Origin of the sequence: Hoeflea sp. AS16 (genome assembly GCF_038900095.1) — a bacterium.
Taxonomy (GTDB): domain Bacteria; phylum Pseudomonadota; class Alphaproteobacteria; order Rhizobiales; family Rhizobiaceae; genus Hoeflea.
On the sequence record NZ_JBBMQQ010000002.1, the window covers coordinates 1 to 19,587 of the forward strand.

Genomic DNA, 19,587 nt, shown 5'->3' on the forward strand with positions numbered 1-19,587 from the left:
GGCTCAGGCTCAGGCTCAGGCTCAGGCTCAGGCTCAGGCTCAGGCTCAGGCTCAGGCTCAGGCTCAGGCTCAGGCTCGATGACCGGGTCGGCAGCCAGTTCGTCCGGGGTCAGCCCGTCCTCCGGGCCTTCTTCCACCGGTTCTGCATGGACCGGCGGTTCGTCAGCATGTGCGTCGTCGAGCCGGACATCCGCATCCTGCGGTGCGGGCTCCTGTGGTCCTTCCGGAACAGGGGCCAGGACCGGATCGGCGGACAGTTCCTCCGGCGTCAATCCGTCTTCGGGAGCATGGTCGACGGGCTCGGCGTGTACCGGTGGTTCGCCGGGGCGCTCTTCGCCGGCTGGCACCGCTGCCTCAACCGCGGGATCGGGAGCCGGTGCGCCTTCCTTGTCTTTCCCGAAGGAGAAAACCTTTTTGATGAAGTTGAACGCCATGCGGGCTCGGTACCTTTTCGATGTCAGTCTGCGGCGAAATCCGCCGTTTGCATTTGATCCACCGGCCCGGCTACCACGTCGCCGGTCAGGTGATCCGCGGTGCGGCCATTGACCCTTACCAGAGCCATCTGGCCCCGTGGCGCGTCAGGCGCAACCACCGGGGTGAAATTTTCTGTTCGCGCGGTGCCTGAAAACTCGACCAGCACCGTGTGCGTCTGTCCCGCCGCAGCCATGGCGGAGAGGTGGGCATCATAGGCCTGTTCTCCCCGTTGTCTCAAGCGTGCGGCGCGCTGCTTGACCAGCCCGCGGTCGAGCTGCGGCATCCGGGCGGCCGGTGTTCCCTGCCGCGGCGAATAGGGAAAGACATGCAGGAAGGCAATGCCGCATTCGTCGATCAGTTCCAGCGAGCGGGCAAACATGTCCTCGGTCTCGGTCGGAAACCCGGCAATCAGGTCGGCCCCAAAGGCGAAACCGGGCCGCAAGTCGCGGACCTGACGGCAGAACCGCACCGCATCGTCGCGGCCATGCCGCCGCTTCATCCGCTTGAGAATCACATCGTCGCCATGCTGCAGCGACAGGTGCAAATGCGGCATGAAGCGGGGTTCGTTTGCGATCAGGTCCATCAGCGTGTCGTCGACCTCGATCGAGTCGATCGATGACAGCCGCAGCCGCCTGAGCTCGGGCACCTGCCTGAGGATGGTGGCGGCCAAGGTGCCGAGCGTCGGGCTTCCGGGAAGATCGGCGCCATAGCTGGTGGCGTCGACGCCGGTGATGACGGCTTCCTGGTAGCCGTTGCCGACGAGCTTCTCGATCTGTTCGACCACCGCGCCCATCGGCACCGAGCGGGAATTGCCGCGACCATAGGGGATGACGCAGAAAGTGCAGCGGTGATCGCAGCCGTTCTGAACCTGGACGAAGGCACGGGCATGGCCTTCGACCGCCTCGATCATCTGCGGCGCGGTCTCGCGCACCGACATGATGTCGTTGACGCGGATCTTCTCGCTTTCGGCAACACCGAAATCGGGCAGCTTGCGATAGGTCGCGGCCTGACCCTTGGCATCGTTGCCGATCACCGCGTCAACCTCGTCCATCGAGGCGAAGGTTTCGGGTTCGGTCTGGGCGGCGCAACCCGAAACCACGATGCGGGCTTCTGGGTTGTCGCGCCGGGCGCGGCGGATGGTCTGGCGGGCCTGGCGCACCGCGTCGGCGGTCACCGCGCAGGTGTTGACCAGGATCGCGTTGTTGAGGCCCGCCGTCTCTGCGGCCTTGCGCATGGTTTCCGATTCATAGGTGTTGAGCCGGCATCCGAAGGTGAGAACGCGAACACCGCTCACGCAGCCACCTCATCGGCCTGCCAGTCTCCGGTCAGCGGATCGACGGTTCCGGAAAATTCCCATTCGGCGGGGCCGGTCATGATGACGTGGTTGTCCTCGCGCCATTCGATCTTGAGCGGCCCGCCCGGCACATTGACGGTCACGGTCCGCCCGGTGCGGGTGGTACGGGCGGCGGAGACGCCGGCGGCACAGGCGGCCGAGCCGCAGGCCCGCGTCAGGCCGACGCCGCGTTCCCAGGTTCGCAGGTCCAGCGTCTTGTCGTCGATCACCCGGGCGATCGAGATATTGGCGCGCTCGGGGAAGATCGGGTGATTTTCCAGAAGCGGCCCGAAACGTTCGAGGTCATGGGACCAGACGTCATCCTTGACCCAGAAGATCGCATGCGGGTTGCCCATCGACGCCACCGAGGGGGAATGCAGCACCGGATCGTCAATCGGGCCGATCTGCAGCTCGATGCGGGTGGTGTCGTGAAATTCCTCCGCCAGCGGGATCTTGTCCCAAGCGAATTCCGGCCGGCCCATGTCGACGGAAATCAGCCCGTCATCATGTTCCTGGGCGGTGAGAATGCCGGCCAGCGTCTTGAAGGTGAAGCTCTTGCGCCCGGTTTCGGATGCCAGCGCCTGGACCACGCACCTGGTGCCGTTGCCGCAGGCCTGGGCGCGGGAGCCGTCGCGGTTGAGGATGTCGATGCGGTAATCGACACCGTCGATGTCGGTGTCGTGGATCGCCATGATCTGGTCGAAACCGGTCTTGTCGCCGCTGGCCAGCGCGATGGCGGCTTCAGGCGTCACGGCATCCTTGCTGCCACGCATGTCGATGACGACAATGTCGTTGCCCAGTCCGTTCATCTTGGCAAAAGGAACCGTTGATTCCATGACGCGCACCCGTTTCATGTTCGGGGCCTATATGGCGGAAAAATGCGGTGATTACCAGTGTCGGCGCACCGGCCGTTCACTCAGGCCACGGAAGGGTAATCCCAGGATTCGCCGACATGCAGCGGCCGGAAGCGGTCTTTGGAGACGCCTTTCTCGGCAAGCTTGGCCTGAAGCACTTCGGCGGGCGCCTCGCGGCCTTCGTCTGTGAGCTGGAAGGTGCCCCAGTGATGGCCCAGCGCATACTCGGCGCCCGACATCAGGTAGCCTTCGATCGCCTCGTCCGGATTCTGGTGCTGGTCCTTCATGAACCAGCGTGGCTCGTAGGCGCCGACGGGCAGGATCGCGGCGCGGAACCTGCCATGCCTGTCGCGGGCATTCTGGTAGGGCCGGCCGTTGTCGAAGCCGGTGTCGCCGATATGCAGGATCTTGCCGCCGGGCGTTTCCAGCACGAAGGCCGCCCAGAGCGCCATCGAACGGTCGTTCATGCCGCGCGCCGACCAGTGGTGGCAGGGCTCGAAATGCACCGTCGCCGGGCCGGATGTGATCGCGTCGCCCCAGTCGCCCGTCATCACGCGCATGGTTGGCACATGAGACTTGATGATCGCGTCATTGCCGAGCGGGGTGATGACCAGCGGATTATGCGACAGCCGGAGCCGTGCCAGCGTGACCAGGTCGAGATGGTCGTAGTGATTGTGGCTGAGCAGCACCAGGTCGATATCGGGCAGATCCTCGAACGCAATGCCGGGCGCGGTGACGCGTTTTGGTCCGGCGAAGGAAAGCGGGCTGGCGCGATCCGACCAGACCGGGTCGGTGAGAATATTGAGCCCGGCGGTCTGGATCAGCATGGTGGCATGGCCGACCATGGTGATGCGCAGGCGGTCACCCTCGATGCGTGGCTCGGGACGGGCCGGGGCGAACGGGCTTTTGACGATGTTCGGCCACTTGGCCTGGTTGCCGCCGAATTTCCATTTCAGCAGGTCGGAAAACCCCTTGGGGGCCGCGCCGTCGGGATTGAAAAACCGGGTGCCGTCGAAATGATCGCTGACCGGCCCCGAATGATAGGGATTGGAAGTGCGTGCGACAGCCATTGCGGTCCCCGATGCGCCAAGACCGAACAGGGCGGCGAGCGCTGAAAATTTGAGAAAGGAGCGGCGTTTCATGCGGTGAAATATGGGGGCGAGGGCTGAAGCGTCAAGGCAAGACGGAATTTGCCGGCCCTGATTGCATGCCTGGCGATCAGCGAATGGAAGATATCAGCTCGGGCCACTGTTTGAGGAAAGCCTTCCTGTTCCTGATCCCGGCGGAGCCTTTCTCGCGCTTTTCATCCTGATTGAGCCGGGCAAAAACCACTGTCCGATCTCCCTTTGTGGCCCATCCGACGAACCAGCCCCAGCTCTTTGCCCTGTCAAAAGATCCATCCGCCTGCCGGGGATAGGCGGCGCCGGTCTTGCCGAACACTCTCCAGCCATCGCCCGCAGGTGTGGCTTCGACAATTGCCATGGTCAGATCCATGGCGCGGGGTGCAACCGGCAAACCGCGATTGACGAGTTTGCGCAGGAAGGCGACCTGCTCCAGCGGCGCGATCTTCAGCGAGGAACTGATCCAGGAGCGTTCGAGCGCGTTGTTCTTGCCCGGATCGCCGGAGATATCTGCATTTCCATAGTCGAAAGCCTGCACGTATTTCTGCAGCTTTCCGATACCGAGATCAGCGGTAAGCCGTTGGGAATACCAGACCACCGAATATTTCATCCACCGGGCCGGATCGGTTGGCTGCGTCCAGTTCCTGCCGCCCCAATCTGGGTCTCCGGGCTTGAAGGGCAGAACCGGTGCGTTGATCGTGGTGAGAAAGCCTGAATCAAATCCCATCAGGCCGAGCGGGATCTTGAAGGTCGAGGCGGGGGTGACCCGGGTGCTGCAATCACCCTGGCTGAGCAACACCTCTCCGGATTCCGCATCGGCAATAAGGGTGCAGATGGTCTTCGCATTGGCGGGGGATGCCGACGAGATAAGCACGACCAAAAGCGGGAGGATGTATTTCATGGATTCGGGTCCGCAATACAGCACGGTTGGTTGGCCATAAATCGAGTTTTCGCACTGTTTTACGGCGGCCGCAACTTTGCAGGGGGCCTCGGCCTGCAAGTCACCAAGGCCACATGAACCGTTCATGAATGGTGGCTTCAGAAACGGTTCAAGCGAGGGGGATCAAGGTGAGGTCATTGAAACACACCACACCCGGAGCCAGACAATGTTCAACAAATCCATTCTCGCCCTCACCGCCGTCACCCTGACAACGCTGATGATCCAGACACCGGTTCAGGCGCGGGATTCATCCAGCACCGTCCGCGATCACCGCGGCACTGTTGAATTCAAGCTGCGTGACCACCGGGCTCCGGCGCAAGCCCAGACCCGCGACCACCGTGCCGGCAAGCAGGACAAGGTTCGCGATCACCGCAACGGCCGCAAGAATGAAGTGGTCAAGGTGAGCCGCAAGGATTGCCGCAGCGGTGCCGAAAACCTGCGCCGCTCGGGCTATCGGCAGATCAAAATGCTCGACTGCCGCGGAAGCGAATATTCCTACCTGGCCAAGAAGCACCACGCCCTGTTTGGCGCCAAGATGAACGCCTATTCCGGCAAGATCAAAGTCTCGTTCCTCGGTCCGGTGCGCTCGCACTAGACCTGGCAATTTCCAAGATTAATGCAATGAACCAGTCACAAACATCGTCAGGGAGGCCGGGGTTCGGCTTCCCTGACATCACATCACCGAACCAGTTGATGGATCACCGGGCCTGACGCAGTCAGGCGAAATGCTCTCGTGAGCTTTTGTCATGAAACGCATTTTACAAGTTACCGCCGGAAGTCCGGCGCTGGTGATAATCAATACCGCAACCCCAGCAACCGGCCAAGAAGGTCAGCAATGACAGGGCGGCGAGCGCGGACAATCCGAGAAATGAGCGACGTTTCATGCGGTGAAAAACGGGGCAAGCGGCGAAGGGCTTAAAGAGGAGGGCGCGCGGGATAGCCGCCGGACGCCGGACGGATGGCAAAGCTTCGTTAGGAAAACTCGCGTATGACTGGAGCAGAAATATCCGGACAGTGCGGCGGAAAGCCCGCTCTGCCGGATTGCCTGAAGGATTGACGATGAACTTTTCCACCCCGATCCTGCTTGTGATCGCGATGCTCGTGATCCTTTTGGTCGGACGAATCATCACGTCGCCGGAAGCACCCGGGCGAACAGCCTTCGGGCTGGCTGCCGTGGCATCGATCTGGTGGATCGCCATGGTCGTGCTTCGACTCAACAGTGCGGAACTGGCGGACAAGGTCCTCTTCAACCGACTCGCCTGGTTCGGCATCATTGCGACGCCGCTGTTCTGGTCGGCAGGTTTTCTTGATCATGCAGGCTTCAGTCAATTCACCAGGCGCCGGTCAATCACCATCATGCTCGTGATCACTGCGATTGCGGGTTTCGCTGCGTTGACGGATGGCTATCATCATTGGCTCTATGTGGAAATCATCAACATAGAACGGCCGAGCTTCTCCTACGGATGGCTGTTTTACGCGTTGTTGGGGGGAATGTATCTGTGCATGCTGATTGCCTGCCTGATGTCGATTTCCCAGTTGAAGCACGCTGCTCGTCTGCACAGGCGCCAAATGATCGCGCTCCTGGTTGCAACATGTGTGCCCTGGGCATGCAATGCGGCTTTCGTCCTGTTCGAATTCCGGCTCTTCAACGATGATCCGACGCCCTTTGCCTTCAGCGCGACCGTGCTGGCGGTGCTTTTTGCACAGCATCGCGGAAAGCTGTTTATTGCACCGCCTATTGCCCGGGACATCATTTTCTCGGTTTTGCCGGACCCGATCGTGGTGCTGGAACCGAGCGGCCTGGTTCTCGAGACCAATCCCGCGGCAGAAAAGCTGACAGGGTTCAGTGCAGATACCGTGGGAACGAAACTTCCGCCCACCCACCCGCTGATGGCCTTCATCGCAGAAGACATACAGACCGGACCCGCGAAGCCGATCATTCACTTCGACGCCATGGAAAAGACTTTCGAGGTGTCCGTCCAGCCGCTGGAGCAATGGGGCCGGCAAGGCAGTGTCATGATCGTGTTGCGCGACGTCACCGCCCGCGAAGCCGCGCAGAAAAGCCTTCTGGACGCCGGGGAAGCGCTGACGCTGCGCCTTGAAGAAAATCTGCGGCTGCAGCAAAAACTGGAACAGCAGGCTTTTCGGGACCACCTGACCGGCCTCTTCAATCGCCGTCACGCCAGCACCGTCATCCCGCCTGTGCTGGCGAGCGCGAGCGAGAATGCGCCGGTATCGTTGATCATCGTGGATCTCGATTACTTCAAGCAGGTCAACGACCGCTATGGGCACGATGTCGGCGACAACGTCCTGTCGTCCTTTGCCAAGATCCTCGGCGATAGCCTGAAAGGCGCAGAATTCGCGTTCCGCTATGGTGGCGAGGAATTCCTCATCGTGTTGCCCGCCACCGCCCGCGATTCCGCGCTCGAACGTTGTGCGCAGTGGCGGCACGAACTTGCCACCCTGACCATTGCCGAGCTGGGGGACGTCGCCTTGTCGTTCTCGGCCGGTATCGCAATCGCTCCCCAGGCCGGAACGTCATTGCTGGAGTGCACAAAGACGGCGGACATCGCTCTTTACCGATCCAAGATTTCCGGGCGCAACAAGGACACCGTCTGGGGCGAGCATCTTGACGGCATGGACCGCGGAGGGCCTGTCTCCAAGGGTCCTGCCGACGGCCACGACGGCCACGACGCCTGCACAGCCCTGTCAGGCCGTAAGGCAATGCTGCCTTGATCTGAACTTGGCAGAAGGCGCTCTGACTGGGGCTCTTTCATGCGTTTGTTGACCGGGCGAAGTCGCTGCCGACCGCCATGGTGGCGGCCCACCTGGCGCGGTAGCCGGTCACTGGTGGGCGTGTGTGGTGAGCGTCGAAAGGTTGGCGATCATGCCATGGATTGGATAACCTGCCGGCCTTGCCATCTCCAAGACAACTGAAAAACCGCAGGGAGAGACAAAAGCCCTTGCATTTGCATGCAAATCCTGTTGAATGCGCCTCACCACAGGGGTGCCGCGTAGAGCCGCGGCTGAGATGCGGGCGCCAAGCCCACGGACCCTCGAAGCTGATCTGGATAATGCCAGCGTAGCAAGGAGGAACCAAGATGTTCGCAGGCGCGCAAGTATCCCTTTACCCCATGACCGACGGGTTCGTGGACGTGATTTTGTCGTCGCTTGAGGCGCTCGATCCCTACCGCGAGCGGCTCAGGATCGAGACCGACGATATTTCCACCCTGATTGTCGGCCCACCCGAAGTGCTGTTTCCGGCGCTGCGCGATCTCTATGTCGCGGTTGCAGCCTCCCGGCATCACGTCGTGCTTCGCGCCACGCTGTCGCGCGGATGCCCCGGCGAGCCGGATGACCCGATCTGCCAGACCGGTGCATTGGCAAACCCGTCCGAACCGCTCGAAAGTCGCCAGGCCGGGGCCCTTGCCGCGCTGACTGAGGCACCGATGACCGGGGAGACCGCGCGGGCGCAGTTCTCGCTCTACGTGATGGGTGCCGGTGACCACATGGCCGAAATCATGGGCTGCATCGATTTTCTCAAACAGAGCGGCACCTTCGACCGGTCGAAGAATTTCTGCACACGGCTGATCGGCGATTCAGGCCCGGTGTTTGCCACCCTGCAGGAAGCCTTCTGCCGCTTCGGGCCACCCGCCGGTCACGTCACCATCGACCTGACGGTTTCAGCCAACAGCCCGTCGATCAGCTGATCTCATGGCTCATTCTCCGTCCGGTACTCCGGCGGCAAGGCTTATCCAGGGCCTGCCGGCCATTCTCAGTGTGCTCACCGCGCTTTGTGTGTGGGAGCTTTACGTGCGGCTGTCGGGCATCCCGGCGCTGGTGCTGCCCGCGCCGTCGCGGGTGGCCGAGCAGATCGTGGTCAACCGCGCCATGCTGTGGGCCAACACCTTGCCGACACTGCAGGCGACGCTGACCGGCTTCGCCTTCTCTGTTTCAGTGGCGTTTTTGCTGTCGCTGCTGATCGATTTCACCCCGAAGCTCAGACGGGCGCTGTTTCCGGTCTTCGTCATCAGCCAGACCCTGCCGCTGGTGGCGATTGCACCACTGGTTGTGCTGTGGTTCGGTTTCGGGCTGACGCCAAAGATCCTGCTGGTGGCGCTGGTCACCTTCTTCCCGATGCTGGTGGCACTGGTCGATGGCTACGCGTCCACCGAACCCGACATCGAGGCGCTGCTCGGCTCGATGGGTGCCTCGCGCTGGAGTATCTTCCGCCGCGCCCGGTTTCCCTCGGCAATGCCCTATTTCTTCGCCGGTCTGCGGATCTCGATCACCTATGCGGTGGTGGCGGCAATATTCGCTGAATATGTCGGCGCCCGCGCCGGCCTCGGCATTGTCATTCTCAACGCCAAGAACAGCTTTCGCCCCGACCTGATGCTGGCCGCGGTGGTGATCAGCTCGTTGCTGACGCTGCTGCTGTTCGGCGCCACTGCGCTGCTGCAACGGCTGGTCCTGGGCTGGCGCCATGCGGGGGCTGCGCCATGAATGCGCTGGACATCACAAATGTTTCCCTGACGCTGGGCGGCACGCCGGTGCTCGATGACATTTCGCTCCGCGTCGAAAAAGGCGAGTTCGTATCGATCCTCGGACCATCCGGCTGCGGCAAGTCGAGCCTGTTCCGGCTGCTCACCGGGGCGCTCACTCCGGACCGCGGCACGATCTGCGTCAACGGCGCGCCGCTGTCGTCAAAGTCCCGGGCCTTTGCCTTCATGCCGCAACGCGATGCGCTGATGCCCTGGCGGCGGATCATCGACAACGTCATTCTCGGGCTGGAAGTGCAGGGGATGGACCGGGGCGAGGCGCGGGTCAGGGTGCTGCCGCTGTTCTCGACCTTCGGCCTCGAAGGCTTTGAACAGCATTATCCGGCGCAACTCTCTGGCGGCATGCGCCAGCGCGCGGCGCTTCTGCGCACCATCGTGCAGGACCGGCCGATCCAGCTGCTCGACGAGCCGTTCGGCGCACTTGATGCGCTGACCCGGGCGGAGATGCAGGGCTGGCTGGAAAGCCGCTGGAGGCAAGCGCACTGGACCACGTTGCTGGTCACCCACGACGTGCGCGAGGCGGTGGCGCTGTCGGACCGGATCTACGTGTTTTCGCGCCGGCCGGCGCGGATCATCGCCGAATTCAACGTGCCCTGGCTACGTCCCCGCCTCGGCCGCGCGCTTCCCGCAGAAGCCAGCCAGCTTGAGGCGCAGCTTCTCGACACTCTTCTTGCTCAAACCGGAGACCGATCATGAAACACATTCTCACCGCGCTCGCACTGCTTGTTGCCGTGCCGGCGACGGCTGCCGAAAAGCTCACCGTCGCGCTCGACTGGACGCCCAACACCAACCATGTCGGGCTCTATGTCGCACAAGCCAAGGGCTGGTTCAGCGATGCCGGTCTCGACGTCGAGATCCTGCCCTATACCGACACTTCGTCGGGCACGCTTGTGTCGACCGGTATCGCCCAGTTCGGAATCCTCAGCGCCGTCAGCTTTTACAGCCAGCGCTCGATGGGCGCCGACATGACGGCGGTGATGGCCGTGGTGCAGCACGAAACCGGGCGGCTGGTGTTCAATGGCGAGCGCGAGGATATCCAGCGTCCCGCCGATCTCGACGGGAAGATCTATGCCGGTTTCGGCAGCGCCTGGGAAAACGCGTTGATCGCCTCAATCATCCGCCATGATGGCGGCGAGGGCACATTCGACACGGTGACGCTCGGCACCTCGGCCTATGAGGCGCTGGCCAACGGTTCGGTGGATTTCACACTGGAAGTCAGCACCTGGGAGGGCGTCAATTCGGTGCTTCTGGGCCGGCCGCAACGCGCGTTCGCCTATGCCGATTACGGCGTGCCGGACCAGCACACCACATTCCTGGGTGGCAACTCGTCCTGGCTTGCGGCGAACGCGGATACCGCGGACGCTTTCGTCAAGGCGGTGCAGCGTGGTTATGCTTTCGCTGCCGACAATCCGGAAGCCGCCGCCGATATCCTGATTGCCGGGACGGATGGCATGCTGTCCAACCCGGATCTCGTCCACGCCTCGATGAAGGCGCTGGTCGAGGATGGTTTCCTGCGGGATCCGGGCGAATCCGTCGGCCTGATCGATGACACTCTGGTGGCCGATTTTACCGGCTTCCTGTTCAAGGCGGGCATCCTGCGCGACGCCAATGGCGATACGCTCAAGGAGATGCCGGACGTGTCGGGCTGGACCACCAACGCCTATCTCGCCAGGTAGGGCCGAGACAAAACCGGAGCCGTCCCGATGGCTCCGGTTGATCTGCATACGCGTTGCGAAAACCGGTTGACCGGCAAATGCGGTCATGCAACCCAAGTCGGACTTGTGCACATCGCACGCCGCGCAACGGGATGGGTTTCATGACCACCGACCAGATCATGCTTTTCGGAATTCTGATCGTCCTCTTCGGCATGCTGGTCTGGGGCCGCTTCCGCTACGATCTCGTCGCCTTCGTGGCGCTGCTGGTCACGGTGCTGGCCGGGCTGATCGAGCCGGACCAGGCGTTTCACGGCTTTGGCCACCCGTCCGTTGTCATCATCGCTCTGGTGCTGATCGTTTCGCGCGGGCTGATGAATTCCGGCGCGGTCGAATTCATCGCCCGTTTCGTCACCAGCCCCGACCGGTCCCTGCCGGTGCATATCGGCATCATGGCGGTGGTCGGCGCCATTCTGTCGGCGATCATCAACAATGTTGCAGCGCTTGCGCTGCTGATGTCGCTCGACATGGACGCGGCGCGCAAGGCCAAGCGGGCGGTGTCGCTGACGCTGATGCCGTTGTCGTTCGGCACCATCCTTGGCGGCATGATCACGCTGATCGGCACGCCGCCCAACATCGTCATCGCGCAATATCGTCAGGACGTTCTCGGCACGCCGTTCTCGATGTTTGATTTCGCCCCGGTCGGCATCGCGGTGGCGGCGGTCGGGATCATCTACGTCGCCTTCATCGGCTGGCGGCTGATTCCGGCCCGGCCCGACGCGATGTCGCTTGAAGGCGATGCCGGGCTTTATGTCGCCGAGGCGCGGGTCAAGGAAGGGTCCAAGGCGATCGGCCAGTCGGTGGGCGAGCTCTATCCCGTCGCCGACGAGAACGACGTTACCATCCTCGGCCTGGCGCGGCAGGGCAAGCGGCTGCCCGGCCTGTCGCAGAGCCGGGAAATCCGCGAGGGTGACTTTCTGGTGCTGGAGGGCGATCCGAAACAGATCGAGGCCTTCATGGGCGCCGCCGAACTCGATGCCGTCGGCACCGAGGAGCACAAGGGCCTGATGGGCAAGTCGCTTTCTCTCGTCGAGGCCATCGTGCCGGAAGATGCCAATGTCGTCGGCCGCACCATGCTGGGGATGCGGCTGATCCAGCGCCACGGGGTGACGCTGCTCGGCGTTTCCCGGCAGGGCCAGAGGTTCCGCGAGCGGGTCAACAGGCTGACGATCAAGGCCGGCGACCTGCTGCTGCTGATCGGGCCGGACAAGAACCTTGCCGCCGCCAGCCAGTGGCTCGGCGTGCTGCCCTTGGAAAACCGCCGGCTCGAGGTGCTGCAGCGGACCAAGGCGCTCTTGGCCATCTCCATCTTTGCCGCGGCCATCGCGCTGTCGGTGCTGGGGATCACCTCGCTGGCGATTGCGCTGGGACTTTGCGTGGTGGCCTACCTGCTGCTCGGCATCATTAACGGCCGCGATTTCTATGCGCTGATCCAGTGGAAGGTGATCGTGCTGCTGGCCTGCCTGATTCCCGTCGCGGCAGCGCTGGAAGACACCGGCGGCAGCCAGCTGATCGCCGATCTGATCGTCACCCAGACCGCCAACCTGCCGGCCTGGGGCGTGCTGGCGGTGCTGATGATCATCACCATGACGCTGTCGGATTTCCTCAACAATGTCGCCACCGCGCTGATTGCCGCCCCGATCGGGGTCAGTGTTGCAAACTCCATCGGCGCCAGCCCCGATCCGTTCCTGATGGGTGTGGCAGTCGCCGCTTCCTGCGCCTTCCTCACCCCCATCGGACACAAGAACAACACCATCATCATGGGCCCCGGCAACTACAAGTTCGGAGACTACTGGCGCATGGGCCTGATGCTGGAAGTGCTGGTGATCGTGGTCGCGGTGCCGATGATCGCTCTCGTCTGGCCGTTCTAGCAGGGAGATTGCAGCGGCCTTTCCGGGTTGAGTTTCTTCGTTGCACATTGAGGATGCAGGGTACCTGGAGTGGTTTGAACCTTGATGGTTCAATGTGGTTCACATACAATCATATTGAACTAGGGAGAGTCATGACCATGTCCGCCTTTACTGTCCGCGTGCCCGACGAGACTGCCAAGCGGCTTGACCAGCTTGCCGAAAAGCAGGAGCGGTCCCGCTCCTATATGGCTGCGAAAGCCATTGAGGATTTTGTCGCCCGGGAAGAATGGCAGCTTGCCGAAATCGAAGCAGGGCTTGGAGAAGCCGAGAGCGGGCAGTTTGCCAGCTCCGATGATGTAGCCCGGGTTATTGCCAAATTTGTGCTGCCTGCTCCCCGGTCATGACACGCCGGACGATCCGGTGGACGCGCCTTGCCCTGAGGCGCCTGGACCACATTGGTGCATTCATTGCCCAGGATAACCGCGAGGCGGCCGTCCGCGTCATAACCCGCATTGTGACCGCGGTGGACGCCCTGGCTGACCAGCCTGCCATGGGGCGCGCCGGCAGGATCAAGACCACGCGCGAGCTGGTGCTGACCGACATTCCCTACATCATTGCCTACCGCGTCACGGACAATCACGTGGATATCCTGACCGTGATGCATGCTGCCCAGAAATGGCCGGAGACGCTTTAGCAAGTCGCGGGTGCTAAGCTTGAGCAACCAGGACACATAAACAATACTAGGTGCCATCCTGCTCGGGCAACGAAGTTTCGGGATTTTCGCGGCCGAGAATACGGACGATGAGAATCAACTCATCATCAATCCTGTAGTAGATGGAGTGCGCCTGATAGACGCTGCGACGGTAGCCTTGGCGAATGTGGTCGATGGCCTGATAGAGGTTCGGCTGCACGGCCAGTTTGTCGAAGCGCTGTTTCATGCCGTTCTGGTAGTCGAGCGCCTGGGCCAGACCGAACTGGTCGATGCCGAACTCAAAAATTCGCTCGAAATCCTGGTCTGCGGCTTTGGTAAGCCTATAGCGTGCCATTCTCGCGCCGCTTTTGGATCACGGCGCTGATGATCTCATCGGGACTGCGCGCGCTGAGTCCGCTGTTTTCGCCCTCGACAAGTGCTGCCTGCAAGGTGCTCACGGCCGTTTCGCGCTCCTCCAGAAGCCGGAGCCCGGCCCGGATGACCTCGCTGGTCGAGCCATATTTCCCGCTTCCGACCTGTGCGCCGACAAATTCCTCGTAATGATTGCCGAGGATGACAGATGTGTTCTTGCCCATGGCCACTCCTTTTGGTGGTACCACTAAACCATATTTGCTGGTATTTGTTCAAGGTCCGGCACCGTGTGGTGTCTTCATTGCGGGGGCCTTGCGGTGGCCGCCTTTTGCACGGTCGCTCACGAAATCGCCGATGCTGCTACAGCGAACCGGATTGCGTCACCAGAACCGAGATGGCCGCAAAAAAACAGGCAGAAGCTGCGATGACAAATCCATGCCAGATCGCGTTTGCGAACTTCATCGTCTTGGACGCATGGAAAACCACGCCAACGGTGTAGAGCAACCCACCGGCGGCGATATATCCAAATGGCAGTTTCCCCCAGGATGACCACACAAGGACAACGCTCATCCAGCCCATGATCAGATAAAGCGCAGGGCCAAAACGGCCAGGCGTGCTCCAGAACACCAGCTTGAGCGTCATGCCGATGATCGCCAGGGCCCAGACCACCCCAAGCACGACATAGGCCATGCCGCTGCCAATCATCACAACCAGTGGCGTATAGGTGCCTGCGATTTTCAGATAGATCGCGGCATGATCGATTCGGCGCAGAACCGGCCGGATGCTCTCCCACGGGGTCATGTGATAAAACGCCGAGGCTGTGAAAGTGGCAATCAGCGTGATCGCATAAATAGATATTGCAGCCACTTCCCAAGGCGAAGCGACCGGGGCAGACCACATCAATAACAGAACGGCCCCAAGCACCGACCCGATGACGCCAATGGCGTGCATGCTGCCGTCAGCAACGCGTTCAGATCTTGTATATTCGGGATACATTCTTTGCCTTCAAGTTCAATATCAAGATGTATTGATAGCAGGACAAGCGGGCAAGATTAAGGAGGACGGACCGGGAATTGTTGCTGCCGTTCGAGCAATTGGAATGGCAGATTGTCAAGGGGGGGCAAGAAGCTTGTCCGCTATGGGAAGAAAAGGCGCGCGTTTGTGAATCGCCCGACAGGCAGAAGGCTGCTGCCTTGCCCAGAACCGCAATGGCAATCCGGCTCGATGGGCTTGCAGTGGTTGCGAAAGCAGCAGTCAGCCTCACGGAACCAGAAACAGCACCTTCACATCGTTCTTCAGGGTGAAATCCTTGGCCGCCCATTCCATCGGCTTGTTCGTGGCTGTCAGCCCGGCGGGCACGCATAGCGAGGCCAGCGTGTCGGCACCTTCGTCCACCTTCAGATGAAATTCGCCGATTGGTCGGTCCGTGTCACGCGCGAGGTAGCCAAGAACCGCCACCTCGCCGAGCATGCCGGCGCGTTGCGCACGGTCCCCCAAAAAGTCCGGCGGGATGCAATAGGCCGTCTTGAAATCATCGGTCAGCCCATGCGGACCCATGTCGTTCGGGTAGCCGAGGATCGGCTTGTAGGTGATGTCGATCCCGGTCTCGCCGGGCGCAAAGGATTGCTGCCATTCATACACCGACTGATAATCCCAGCCCGGCATGATGCCGTCGCCGTGACCCGAAATGAGTTTTTGCATGGCAAGCTGATGCTTGATCTTGTCCGGCAATTGCCCAAGCTTTTCCCGCGCATCCCGGGTGGCGGCAAAAATCGGCACACCTATTTCCAAAAGGTCGGCAGTCAGGTTCCTGGTCCCGGACCAGGCAAATTCATGATGCTTCGGCGCAACCGGTTTCCCATCGACCAAAACCTGAAAGTCCATGTAGTTTTTCAGATTGTCCCGCGCCCTGCCTGGCGCCAGTTCGATGAGACTATCGGGTGTATCGTCCTGCGGCATCTTCGGCATGGCAAACCGCAAGGTTTTCACAACCGGAGCGGCGGCATTCGAGACCAAAACGTAGCGGACATGAACCCGAGCGGCCGAAAGGTCGATATCCTCGCGCGCAACCGATACGTCCTTGTCGGACTTGAACACCACGCCACCCGCCGGGTATCCGGAAACCGCGTCGTCTGCCAGCGCCTGGCCGGAGGCGAGAAACAAGGCCAGAAAACCAGCGCTGAGTGGGAATTGGAGCGTCATCGTCCACGTCCTTCCGGTATCGGAAATCTCTTGAGCGTCTCAACGGGCACAACCGGCCCGAAGGCAGAAACCTTCTGCCCAGACTATGCGGCTGGTCCATGAATGCCAATCGCAAGGCTGCGGTAAGTGGTACCGGCGCGCGCCTCAACATGCGCCTGCCGGAAAGCCAGCTTGCGACCGTCAAGGCCGAGGCTGGAAAGCGCGACATGAAATCCCGGCGTTTCATCCGTGAATTGCTTGATCGGGGAATGCAGACGCTGCGGTAATTTGGGCTTGGGACAGGTTGGTTGAGGCTATTGCGGGGCGCATAAGCCGGATTATGAACCCAAGCCATTATTGAACGCGCTTAGCTTTCACTCGGTTCTGTGAATTCTCTTTTTGCAGGCCATTCTCGGTCTTTTCGCGAATCTCAACGGTTTTCAATTCGCATCCGTTATCGTTTTGGACGGCAGCGGCTGACGTTATGAGAATGAGAGAGACTCCCCCGCTGATGATTTCTCTCATTCAAGTCCTGCCGCTTTTGGACCTGCTTGCGTGCTTAAGATAATCATAGGCGCCCGAATTCAGCGAGAGCGCTCATTGGGCGTCGTTTCAGACTGTTTTGCGCGATTGCCCTTTAGATACCTTCCGGAAAAGCTGAAAGCTAACGGTCTTGATTCTTGCCTTCCTAGGCGTATATATATGCGCATAACGGAGTGTTTCCGATGGAGCGGAACAGTCGGCAGATCATTCGGCGGCTCGAGAAAGACGGATTCGAGCTGGTCAAGGTTAGCGGCTCGCACCACAAATTCAGAAAGAACGGCAAGACCGTGACGGTGCCGCATCCGAAACGGGATCTGCCGGTCGGAACCGTCCGCGCCATCTACAAACAAGCCGGTTGGCTTGAGTGACAATTGGCTTGAGCGACAAGGAGAATTCCCATGCGTCATTATATCGGCGTCGTGCATCAGGATGGGGACAGCGCCTTTGGCGTTCATTTTCCCGATGTGCCGGGATGCTTTTCCGCCGCTGATGAGCTTGATGATTTGCTGGCCAATGCCAGCGAAGCGCTGGCGCTGCATCTGGAGGGTGAGCCGTTGCCGCAAGCGCGCACCCTTGAGGTCATTCGCGAAGATGCGGACGTGGCACGCGATCTCAAGGAAGGCGCCTTCCTGCTGGCCGTGCCCGTAATCCGATTGAGCGGCCGCACCACCAAGGCCAATATCACCATGGATGCGGGGCTTCTGGCGGCAGTGGACGCGACAGCACGCGAGCGTGGCCTGACACGTTCGGCGTTTCTGGCCGATCTGGCACGGCGCGAAATCGCCGGTTAAACCCGTCACACCCCCAAACCTTGACTCAGCCACGCTTTTCCTGTTTATCCCGCTCAAATCTGCGACGAGCATGACTCCGAGCCGCCGACCGGGACCCTAATTGGTATAAATCGATCCCGGAGGCCAACACCCGACAGCGCGATGCGCCCTCGGGTGCTGTTTGGCTTTGCTTGATGCTCGCCCCATATGTGCTGGAGATCTCTTCAGCAAAAACAGGACGACCCTATGTTTGAAAATCTCCAGGACCGGCTTGGCTCCATCCTCAACAATCTGACCGGGCGCGGCGCCCTGTCGGAGAAGGATGTGTCGGAAGCCATGCGCGAAGTTCGCCGCGCGCTTCTGGAGGCCGACGTGGCGCTGGAAGTGGTGCGCGGGTTTACCGACCGGGTGCGCGAGAAGGCCGTCGGCGCCGAAATCGTCAAGTCGATCAAGCCGGGCCAGATGGTGGTCAAGCTGGTCCATGACGAGCTGGTGGCGCTGCTTGGCGAAGAAGGCGTGCCGATCGATCTCAATGCCGCCGCCCCCGTCGTCATCATGATGGTCGGCCTGCAGGGGTCCGGTAAAACCACGACATCGGCGAAGATTGCCGCGCGGATGGAAAAGCGCGACCGCAAGAAAGTGCTGATGGCCTCGCTCGACACGCGCCGTCCGGCAGCGCAGGAGCAGCTCAGGCAGCTGGGCGAACAGACAGGCGTCGCCACCCTGCCGATCATTGCCGGCCAGTCGCCAACCGATATCGCTGCACGCGCGGTGCAGGCGGCGAAACTTGGCGGCCACGACGTGGTCATTCTCGATACCGCCGGCCGCACCCATATCGACGAGCCGCTGATGGCCGAAATGGCCGAGATCAAAAGCCGGGCCAATCCGCACGAGATCCTGCTGGTCGCCGATGCGCTGACCGGTCAGGACGCGGTCAACCTGGCGCGCAATTTCGATGAGCGCGTCGGCATTTCCGGCCTGGTGCTGACCCGCATGGACGGCGACGGCCGCGGCGGCGCGGCGCTGTCGATGCGGGCCGTCACCGGCAAGCCGATCAAGCTGATCGGTACCGGCGAAAAGATGGACGCGCTGGAGGAATTCCATCCCCGCCGCGTTGCCGACCGTATTCTCGGCATGGGCGACATCGTTTCGCTGGTCGAGAAGGCGGCAGAGAATTTCGACGCCGACAAGGCGCAGGCGATGGCCGCGCGGATGAAGAGCGGCAAGTTCGATCTCAATGACCTGGCCGACCAGCTCAGGCAGATGCAGAAGCTCGGCGGCATGGGCGGCATCATGGGCATGATGCCCGGCATGGGCAAGATGAAGGACCAGATGTCGGCGGCCGGCATGGACGACAAGACGTTTGCCCGCCAGCTCGCCATCATCGGCTCGATGACCAAGGCGGAGCGCGCCAATCCAGACCTTCTCAAGCATTCGCGCAAAAAGCGCATCGCGGCCGGTTCGGGTACCGATGCGGCGGCGATCAACAAGCTTCTGAAGATGCACCGGCAGATGGCCGACATGATGAAAGCCATGGGCGGCAAGGGCAAGGGCGGCGGCATGATGCGCGCGGCCATGGGCGGTCTCGCCTCGAAGATGGGCCTGCCCGGCGGCATGGGCGGAATGGGCGGCATGCCGGATCTGTCGAAGATGGATCCCAAGCAGCTCGAAGCGCTGCAGAAGCAGGCCGAAGCCGCGGGCCTCGGCAAGGGCGGCATGCCCGGCGGGCTTCCGGGTGGAATGCCGGGCGGTTTGCCAGGTTTGGGCGGCCCGAAGCTTCCCGGTCTCGGCGGCGGCCTTCCCGGCCTGCCGAAGAAGAAGTGAGGGGCGGGACATGACAACCAACACCGACGCGATCGCGCAGCTTCAGACTTTTCGCAAGTCGATCGACAATTTCGACGCCGCGCTGATCCACATCCTGGCCGAGCGCTTCCGCGTGACCAAGGCTGTCGGCGCGCTGAAGGCTTCGGCCGACCTGCCGCCATCCGACCCGAACCGCGAGGCCGAGCAGGTTGCCCGGCTGCGCGAACTGGCCAAATCCGCCGATCTCGACCCGGATTTCGCCGAGAAGTTTCTCGAATTCGTCATCCGCGAAGTGATCCAGCATCACAAGCAGGCGGCTGCGAAGTAATCACACCGATCTGGCGCTCTCCGGTGCCCGACAAAGACCAACCAAACAGTCAACAA

General features: G+C 61.6%; 23 protein-coding genes, 1 pseudogene and 1 riboswitch. Of the genes and pseudogenes, 14 read left to right on the top strand and 10 right to left on the bottom strand.

What is annotated here, in order from left to right; all coding sequences use genetic code 11:
* The 5 genes and pseudogenes from WNY80_RS05285 to blaOXA form a co-directional block, all read right to left on the bottom strand.
* Nucleotides 1–434 (bottom strand): annotated as a pseudogene (locus WNY80_RS05285) (hypothetical protein); the annotation flags it as partial.
* Between the two features lie 23 nt (nucleotides 435–457).
* Entirely contained in the window at nucleotides 458–1,768 is a 1,311-nt protein-coding gene (gene mtaB, locus WNY80_RS05290; RefSeq protein WP_342886321.1) for a tRNA (N(6)-L-threonylcarbamoyladenosine(37)-C(2))-methylthiotransferase MtaB, read from the bottom strand.
* Complete coding sequence (gene dapF, locus WNY80_RS05295) at nucleotides 1,765–2,643, bottom strand: diaminopimelate epimerase (RefSeq protein ID WP_342886322.1); 879 nt, start codon at nucleotides 2,641–2,643, stop codon at nucleotides 1,765–1,767. Before dapF ends, mtaB begins: the two co-directional genes overlap by 4 nt.
* A gap of 80 nt (nucleotides 2,644–2,723) precedes the next feature.
* Nucleotides 2,724–3,731 carry an MBL fold metallo-hydrolase gene (locus WNY80_RS05300; protein ID WP_342886323.1) on the bottom strand — a complete coding sequence of 336 codons (1,008 nt, stop codon included), beginning with the start codon at nucleotides 3,729–3,731 and terminating at the stop codon, nucleotides 2,724–2,726.
* 148 nt (nucleotides 3,732–3,879) lie between these two features.
* Complete coding sequence (gene blaOXA / locus WNY80_RS05305) at nucleotides 3,880–4,683, bottom strand: class D beta-lactamase (protein WP_342886324.1); 804 nt, start codon at nucleotides 4,681–4,683, stop codon at nucleotides 3,880–3,882.
* Between the two features lie 205 nt (nucleotides 4,684–4,888).
* On the opposite strand from blaOXA, the gene WNY80_RS05310 reads away from it, so the two are divergent.
* The gene (locus tag WNY80_RS05310; protein ID WP_342886325.1) at nucleotides 4,889–5,317 is read left to right on the top strand and encodes a hypothetical protein; all 429 of its coding nucleotides are present in this window, start codon (nucleotides 4,889–4,891) and stop codon (nucleotides 5,315–5,317) included.
* A 163-nt stretch (nucleotides 5,318–5,480) separates the two neighbouring features.
* On the opposite strand, the gene WNY80_RS05315 is transcribed toward WNY80_RS05310, so the two are convergent.
* On the bottom strand, nucleotides 5,481–5,921 hold the full coding sequence (locus tag WNY80_RS05315) for a hypothetical protein (protein WP_342886953.1): 441 nt from the start codon (nucleotides 5,919–5,921) through the stop codon (nucleotides 5,481–5,483).
* Between WNY80_RS05315 and WNY80_RS05320 the strand changes: the two genes are divergently transcribed.
* The 8 genes from WNY80_RS05320 (at nucleotide 5,818) to WNY80_RS05355 (ending at nucleotide 13,537) form a co-directional block, all read left to right on the top strand.
* A complete protein-coding gene (locus WNY80_RS05320; RefSeq protein WP_342886923.1) occupies nucleotides 5,818–7,458 on the top strand; it encodes a diguanylate cyclase in 1,641 nt (546 codons plus the stop codon). The two genes, WNY80_RS05315 and WNY80_RS05320, sit on opposite strands and share 104 nt — an antisense overlap.
* Nucleotides 7,459–7,715: 257 nt before the next feature.
* Nucleotides 7,716–7,829, top strand: a riboswitch (TPP riboswitch).
* The gene (locus WNY80_RS05325; protein WP_342886326.1) at nucleotides 7,824–8,432 is read left to right on the top strand and encodes a YkoF family thiamine/hydroxymethylpyrimidine-binding protein; all 609 of its coding nucleotides are present in this window, start codon (nucleotides 7,824–7,826) and stop codon (nucleotides 8,430–8,432) included. Its footprint overlaps the riboswitch before it by 6 nt.
* A gap of 4 nt (nucleotides 8,433–8,436) precedes the next feature.
* On the top strand, nucleotides 8,437–9,225 hold the full coding sequence (locus WNY80_RS05330; RefSeq protein WP_342886327.1) for an ABC transporter permease: 789 nt from the start codon (nucleotides 8,437–8,439) through the stop codon (nucleotides 9,223–9,225).
* Nucleotides 9,222–9,977, top strand: a complete 756-nt coding sequence (locus WNY80_RS05335; protein WP_342886328.1) for an ABC transporter ATP-binding protein — start codon at nucleotides 9,222–9,224, stop codon at nucleotides 9,975–9,977. Before WNY80_RS05330 ends, WNY80_RS05335 begins: the two co-directional genes overlap by 4 nt.
* A complete protein-coding gene (locus WNY80_RS05340) occupies nucleotides 9,974–10,957 on the top strand; it encodes an ABC transporter substrate-binding protein (RefSeq protein ID WP_342886329.1) in 984 nt (327 codons plus the stop codon). The genes WNY80_RS05335 and WNY80_RS05340 overlap by 4 nt, the downstream gene beginning before the upstream one ends.
* Before the next feature lie 140 nt (nucleotides 10,958–11,097).
* Complete coding sequence (locus WNY80_RS05345; protein WP_342886330.1) at nucleotides 11,098–12,864, top strand: SLC13 family permease; 1,767 nt, start codon at nucleotides 11,098–11,100, stop codon at nucleotides 12,862–12,864.
* A 131-nt stretch (nucleotides 12,865–12,995) separates the two neighbouring features.
* On the top strand, nucleotides 12,996–13,247 hold the full coding sequence (locus WNY80_RS05350; RefSeq protein ID WP_342886331.1) for a CopG family ribbon-helix-helix protein: 252 nt from the start codon (nucleotides 12,996–12,998) through the stop codon (nucleotides 13,245–13,247).
* Nucleotides 13,244–13,537: a type II toxin-antitoxin system RelE/ParE family toxin gene (locus tag WNY80_RS05355; RefSeq protein WP_342886332.1), complete on the top strand. Its 294-nt coding sequence runs from the start codon at nucleotides 13,244–13,246 to the stop codon at nucleotides 13,535–13,537. The genes WNY80_RS05350 and WNY80_RS05355 overlap by 4 nt, the downstream gene beginning before the upstream one ends.
* A 46-nt stretch (nucleotides 13,538–13,583) precedes the next feature.
* On the opposite strand, the gene WNY80_RS05360 is transcribed toward WNY80_RS05355, so the two are convergent.
* From WNY80_RS05360 to WNY80_RS05375, 4 genes are all read right to left on the bottom strand, one after another.
* Nucleotides 13,584–13,889 (bottom strand): type II toxin-antitoxin system RelE/ParE family toxin, encoded by a 306-nt coding sequence (locus WNY80_RS05360; RefSeq protein ID WP_342886333.1) that lies wholly within the window; start codon nucleotides 13,887–13,889, stop codon nucleotides 13,584–13,586.
* Nucleotides 13,876–14,130, bottom strand: coding sequence for a type II toxin-antitoxin system ParD family antitoxin (locus WNY80_RS05365; RefSeq protein WP_342886334.1), 255 nt, complete (start codon nucleotides 14,128–14,130; stop codon nucleotides 13,876–13,878). Before WNY80_RS05365 ends, WNY80_RS05360 begins: the two co-directional genes overlap by 14 nt.
* Before the next feature lie 136 nt (nucleotides 14,131–14,266).
* Nucleotides 14,267–14,902, bottom strand: coding sequence for a hemolysin III family protein (locus tag WNY80_RS05370; protein WP_342886335.1), 636 nt, complete (start codon nucleotides 14,900–14,902; stop codon nucleotides 14,267–14,269).
* A gap of 264 nt (nucleotides 14,903–15,166) precedes the next feature.
* Entirely contained in the window at nucleotides 15,167–16,108 is a 942-nt protein-coding gene (locus WNY80_RS05375; RefSeq protein ID WP_342886336.1) for a DUF4424 family protein, read from the bottom strand.
* A 98-nt stretch (nucleotides 16,109–16,206) separates the two neighbouring features.
* Between WNY80_RS05375 and WNY80_RS05380 the strand changes: the two genes are divergently transcribed.
* The 5 genes from WNY80_RS05380 (at nucleotide 16,207) to WNY80_RS05400 (ending at nucleotide 19,531) form a co-directional block, all read left to right on the top strand.
* Nucleotides 16,207–16,374 carry a hypothetical protein gene (locus tag WNY80_RS05380; RefSeq protein WP_342886337.1) on the top strand — a complete coding sequence of 56 codons (168 nt, stop codon included), beginning with the start codon at nucleotides 16,207–16,209 and terminating at the stop codon, nucleotides 16,372–16,374.
* A gap of 438 nt (nucleotides 16,375–16,812) precedes the next feature.
* On the top strand, nucleotides 16,813–16,998 hold the full coding sequence (locus tag WNY80_RS05385; protein WP_342886338.1) for a type II toxin-antitoxin system HicA family toxin: 186 nt from the start codon (nucleotides 16,813–16,815) through the stop codon (nucleotides 16,996–16,998).
* A gap of 30 nt (nucleotides 16,999–17,028) precedes the next feature.
* On the top strand, nucleotides 17,029–17,421 hold the full coding sequence (locus WNY80_RS05390) for a type II toxin-antitoxin system HicB family antitoxin (RefSeq protein WP_342886339.1): 393 nt from the start codon (nucleotides 17,029–17,031) through the stop codon (nucleotides 17,419–17,421).
* Between the two features lie 225 nt (nucleotides 17,422–17,646).
* A complete protein-coding gene (ffh, locus tag WNY80_RS05395) occupies nucleotides 17,647–19,224 on the top strand; it encodes a signal recognition particle protein (RefSeq protein WP_342886340.1) in 1,578 nt (525 codons plus the stop codon).
* 10 nt (nucleotides 19,225–19,234) lie between these two features.
* Nucleotides 19,235–19,531, top strand: coding sequence for a chorismate mutase (locus WNY80_RS05400; protein WP_342886341.1), 297 nt, complete (start codon nucleotides 19,235–19,237; stop codon nucleotides 19,529–19,531).
* Nucleotides 19,532–19,587 lie beyond the last annotated feature (56 nt).

Coding starts and splice junctions, on each gene's coding strand:
- WNY80_RS05345 (WP_342886330.1), top strand. CDS start 11,098: ATGACCACCGACCAGATCATGCTTTTCGGAATTCTGATCGTCCTCTTC.
- WNY80_RS05370 (WP_342886335.1), bottom strand. CDS start 14,902: ATGTATCCCGAATATACAAGATCTGAACGCGTTGCTGACGGCAGCATG.
- WNY80_RS05375 (WP_342886336.1), bottom strand. CDS start 16,108: ATGACGCTCCAATTCCCACTCAGCGCTGGTTTTCTGGCCTTGTTTCTC.
- WNY80_RS05310 (WP_342886325.1), top strand. CDS start 4,889: ATGTTCAACAAATCCATTCTCGCCCTCACCGCCGTCACCCTGACAACG.
- WNY80_RS05320 (WP_342886923.1), top strand. CDS start 5,818: ATGCTCGTGATCCTTTTGGTCGGACGAATCATCACGTCGCCGGAAGCA.
- WNY80_RS05385 (WP_342886338.1), top strand. CDS start 16,813: ATGGAGCGGAACAGTCGGCAGATCATTCGGCGGCTCGAGAAAGACGGA.
- WNY80_RS05365 (WP_342886334.1), bottom strand. CDS start 14,130: ATGGGCAAGAACACATCTGTCATCCTCGGCAATCATTACGAGGAATTT.
- WNY80_RS05315 (WP_342886953.1), bottom strand. CDS start 5,921: ATGGCGATCCACCAGATCGATGCCACGGCAGCCAGCCCGAAGGCTGTT.
- WNY80_RS05300 (WP_342886323.1), bottom strand. CDS start 3,731: ATGGCTGTCGCACGCACTTCCAATCCCTATCATTCGGGGCCGGTCAGC.
- dapF (WP_342886322.1), bottom strand. CDS start 2,643: ATGGAATCAACGGTTCCTTTTGCCAAGATGAACGGACTGGGCAACGAC.
- WNY80_RS05355 (WP_342886332.1), top strand. CDS start 13,244: ATGACACGCCGGACGATCCGGTGGACGCGCCTTGCCCTGAGGCGCCTG.
- WNY80_RS05360 (WP_342886333.1), bottom strand. CDS start 13,889: ATGGCACGCTATAGGCTTACCAAAGCCGCAGACCAGGATTTCGAGCGA.
- WNY80_RS05335 (WP_342886328.1), top strand. CDS start 9,222: ATGAATGCGCTGGACATCACAAATGTTTCCCTGACGCTGGGCGGCACG.
- WNY80_RS05340 (WP_342886329.1), top strand. CDS start 9,974: ATGAAACACATTCTCACCGCGCTCGCACTGCTTGTTGCCGTGCCGGCG.
- WNY80_RS05380 (WP_342886337.1), top strand. CDS start 16,207: ATGAATGCCAATCGCAAGGCTGCGGTAAGTGGTACCGGCGCGCGCCTC.
- ffh (WP_342886340.1), top strand. CDS start 17,647: ATGTTTGAAAATCTCCAGGACCGGCTTGGCTCCATCCTCAACAATCTG.
- WNY80_RS05350 (WP_342886331.1), top strand. CDS start 12,996: ATGACCATGTCCGCCTTTACTGTCCGCGTGCCCGACGAGACTGCCAAG.
- WNY80_RS05330 (WP_342886327.1), top strand. CDS start 8,437: ATGGCTCATTCTCCGTCCGGTACTCCGGCGGCAAGGCTTATCCAGGGC.
- WNY80_RS05325 (WP_342886326.1), top strand. CDS start 7,824: ATGTTCGCAGGCGCGCAAGTATCCCTTTACCCCATGACCGACGGGTTC.
- WNY80_RS05400 (WP_342886341.1), top strand. CDS start 19,235: ATGACAACCAACACCGACGCGATCGCGCAGCTTCAGACTTTTCGCAAG.
- blaOXA (WP_342886324.1), bottom strand. CDS start 4,683: ATGAAATACATCCTCCCGCTTTTGGTCGTGCTTATCTCGTCGGCATCC.
- WNY80_RS05390 (WP_342886339.1), top strand. CDS start 17,029: ATGCGTCATTATATCGGCGTCGTGCATCAGGATGGGGACAGCGCCTTT.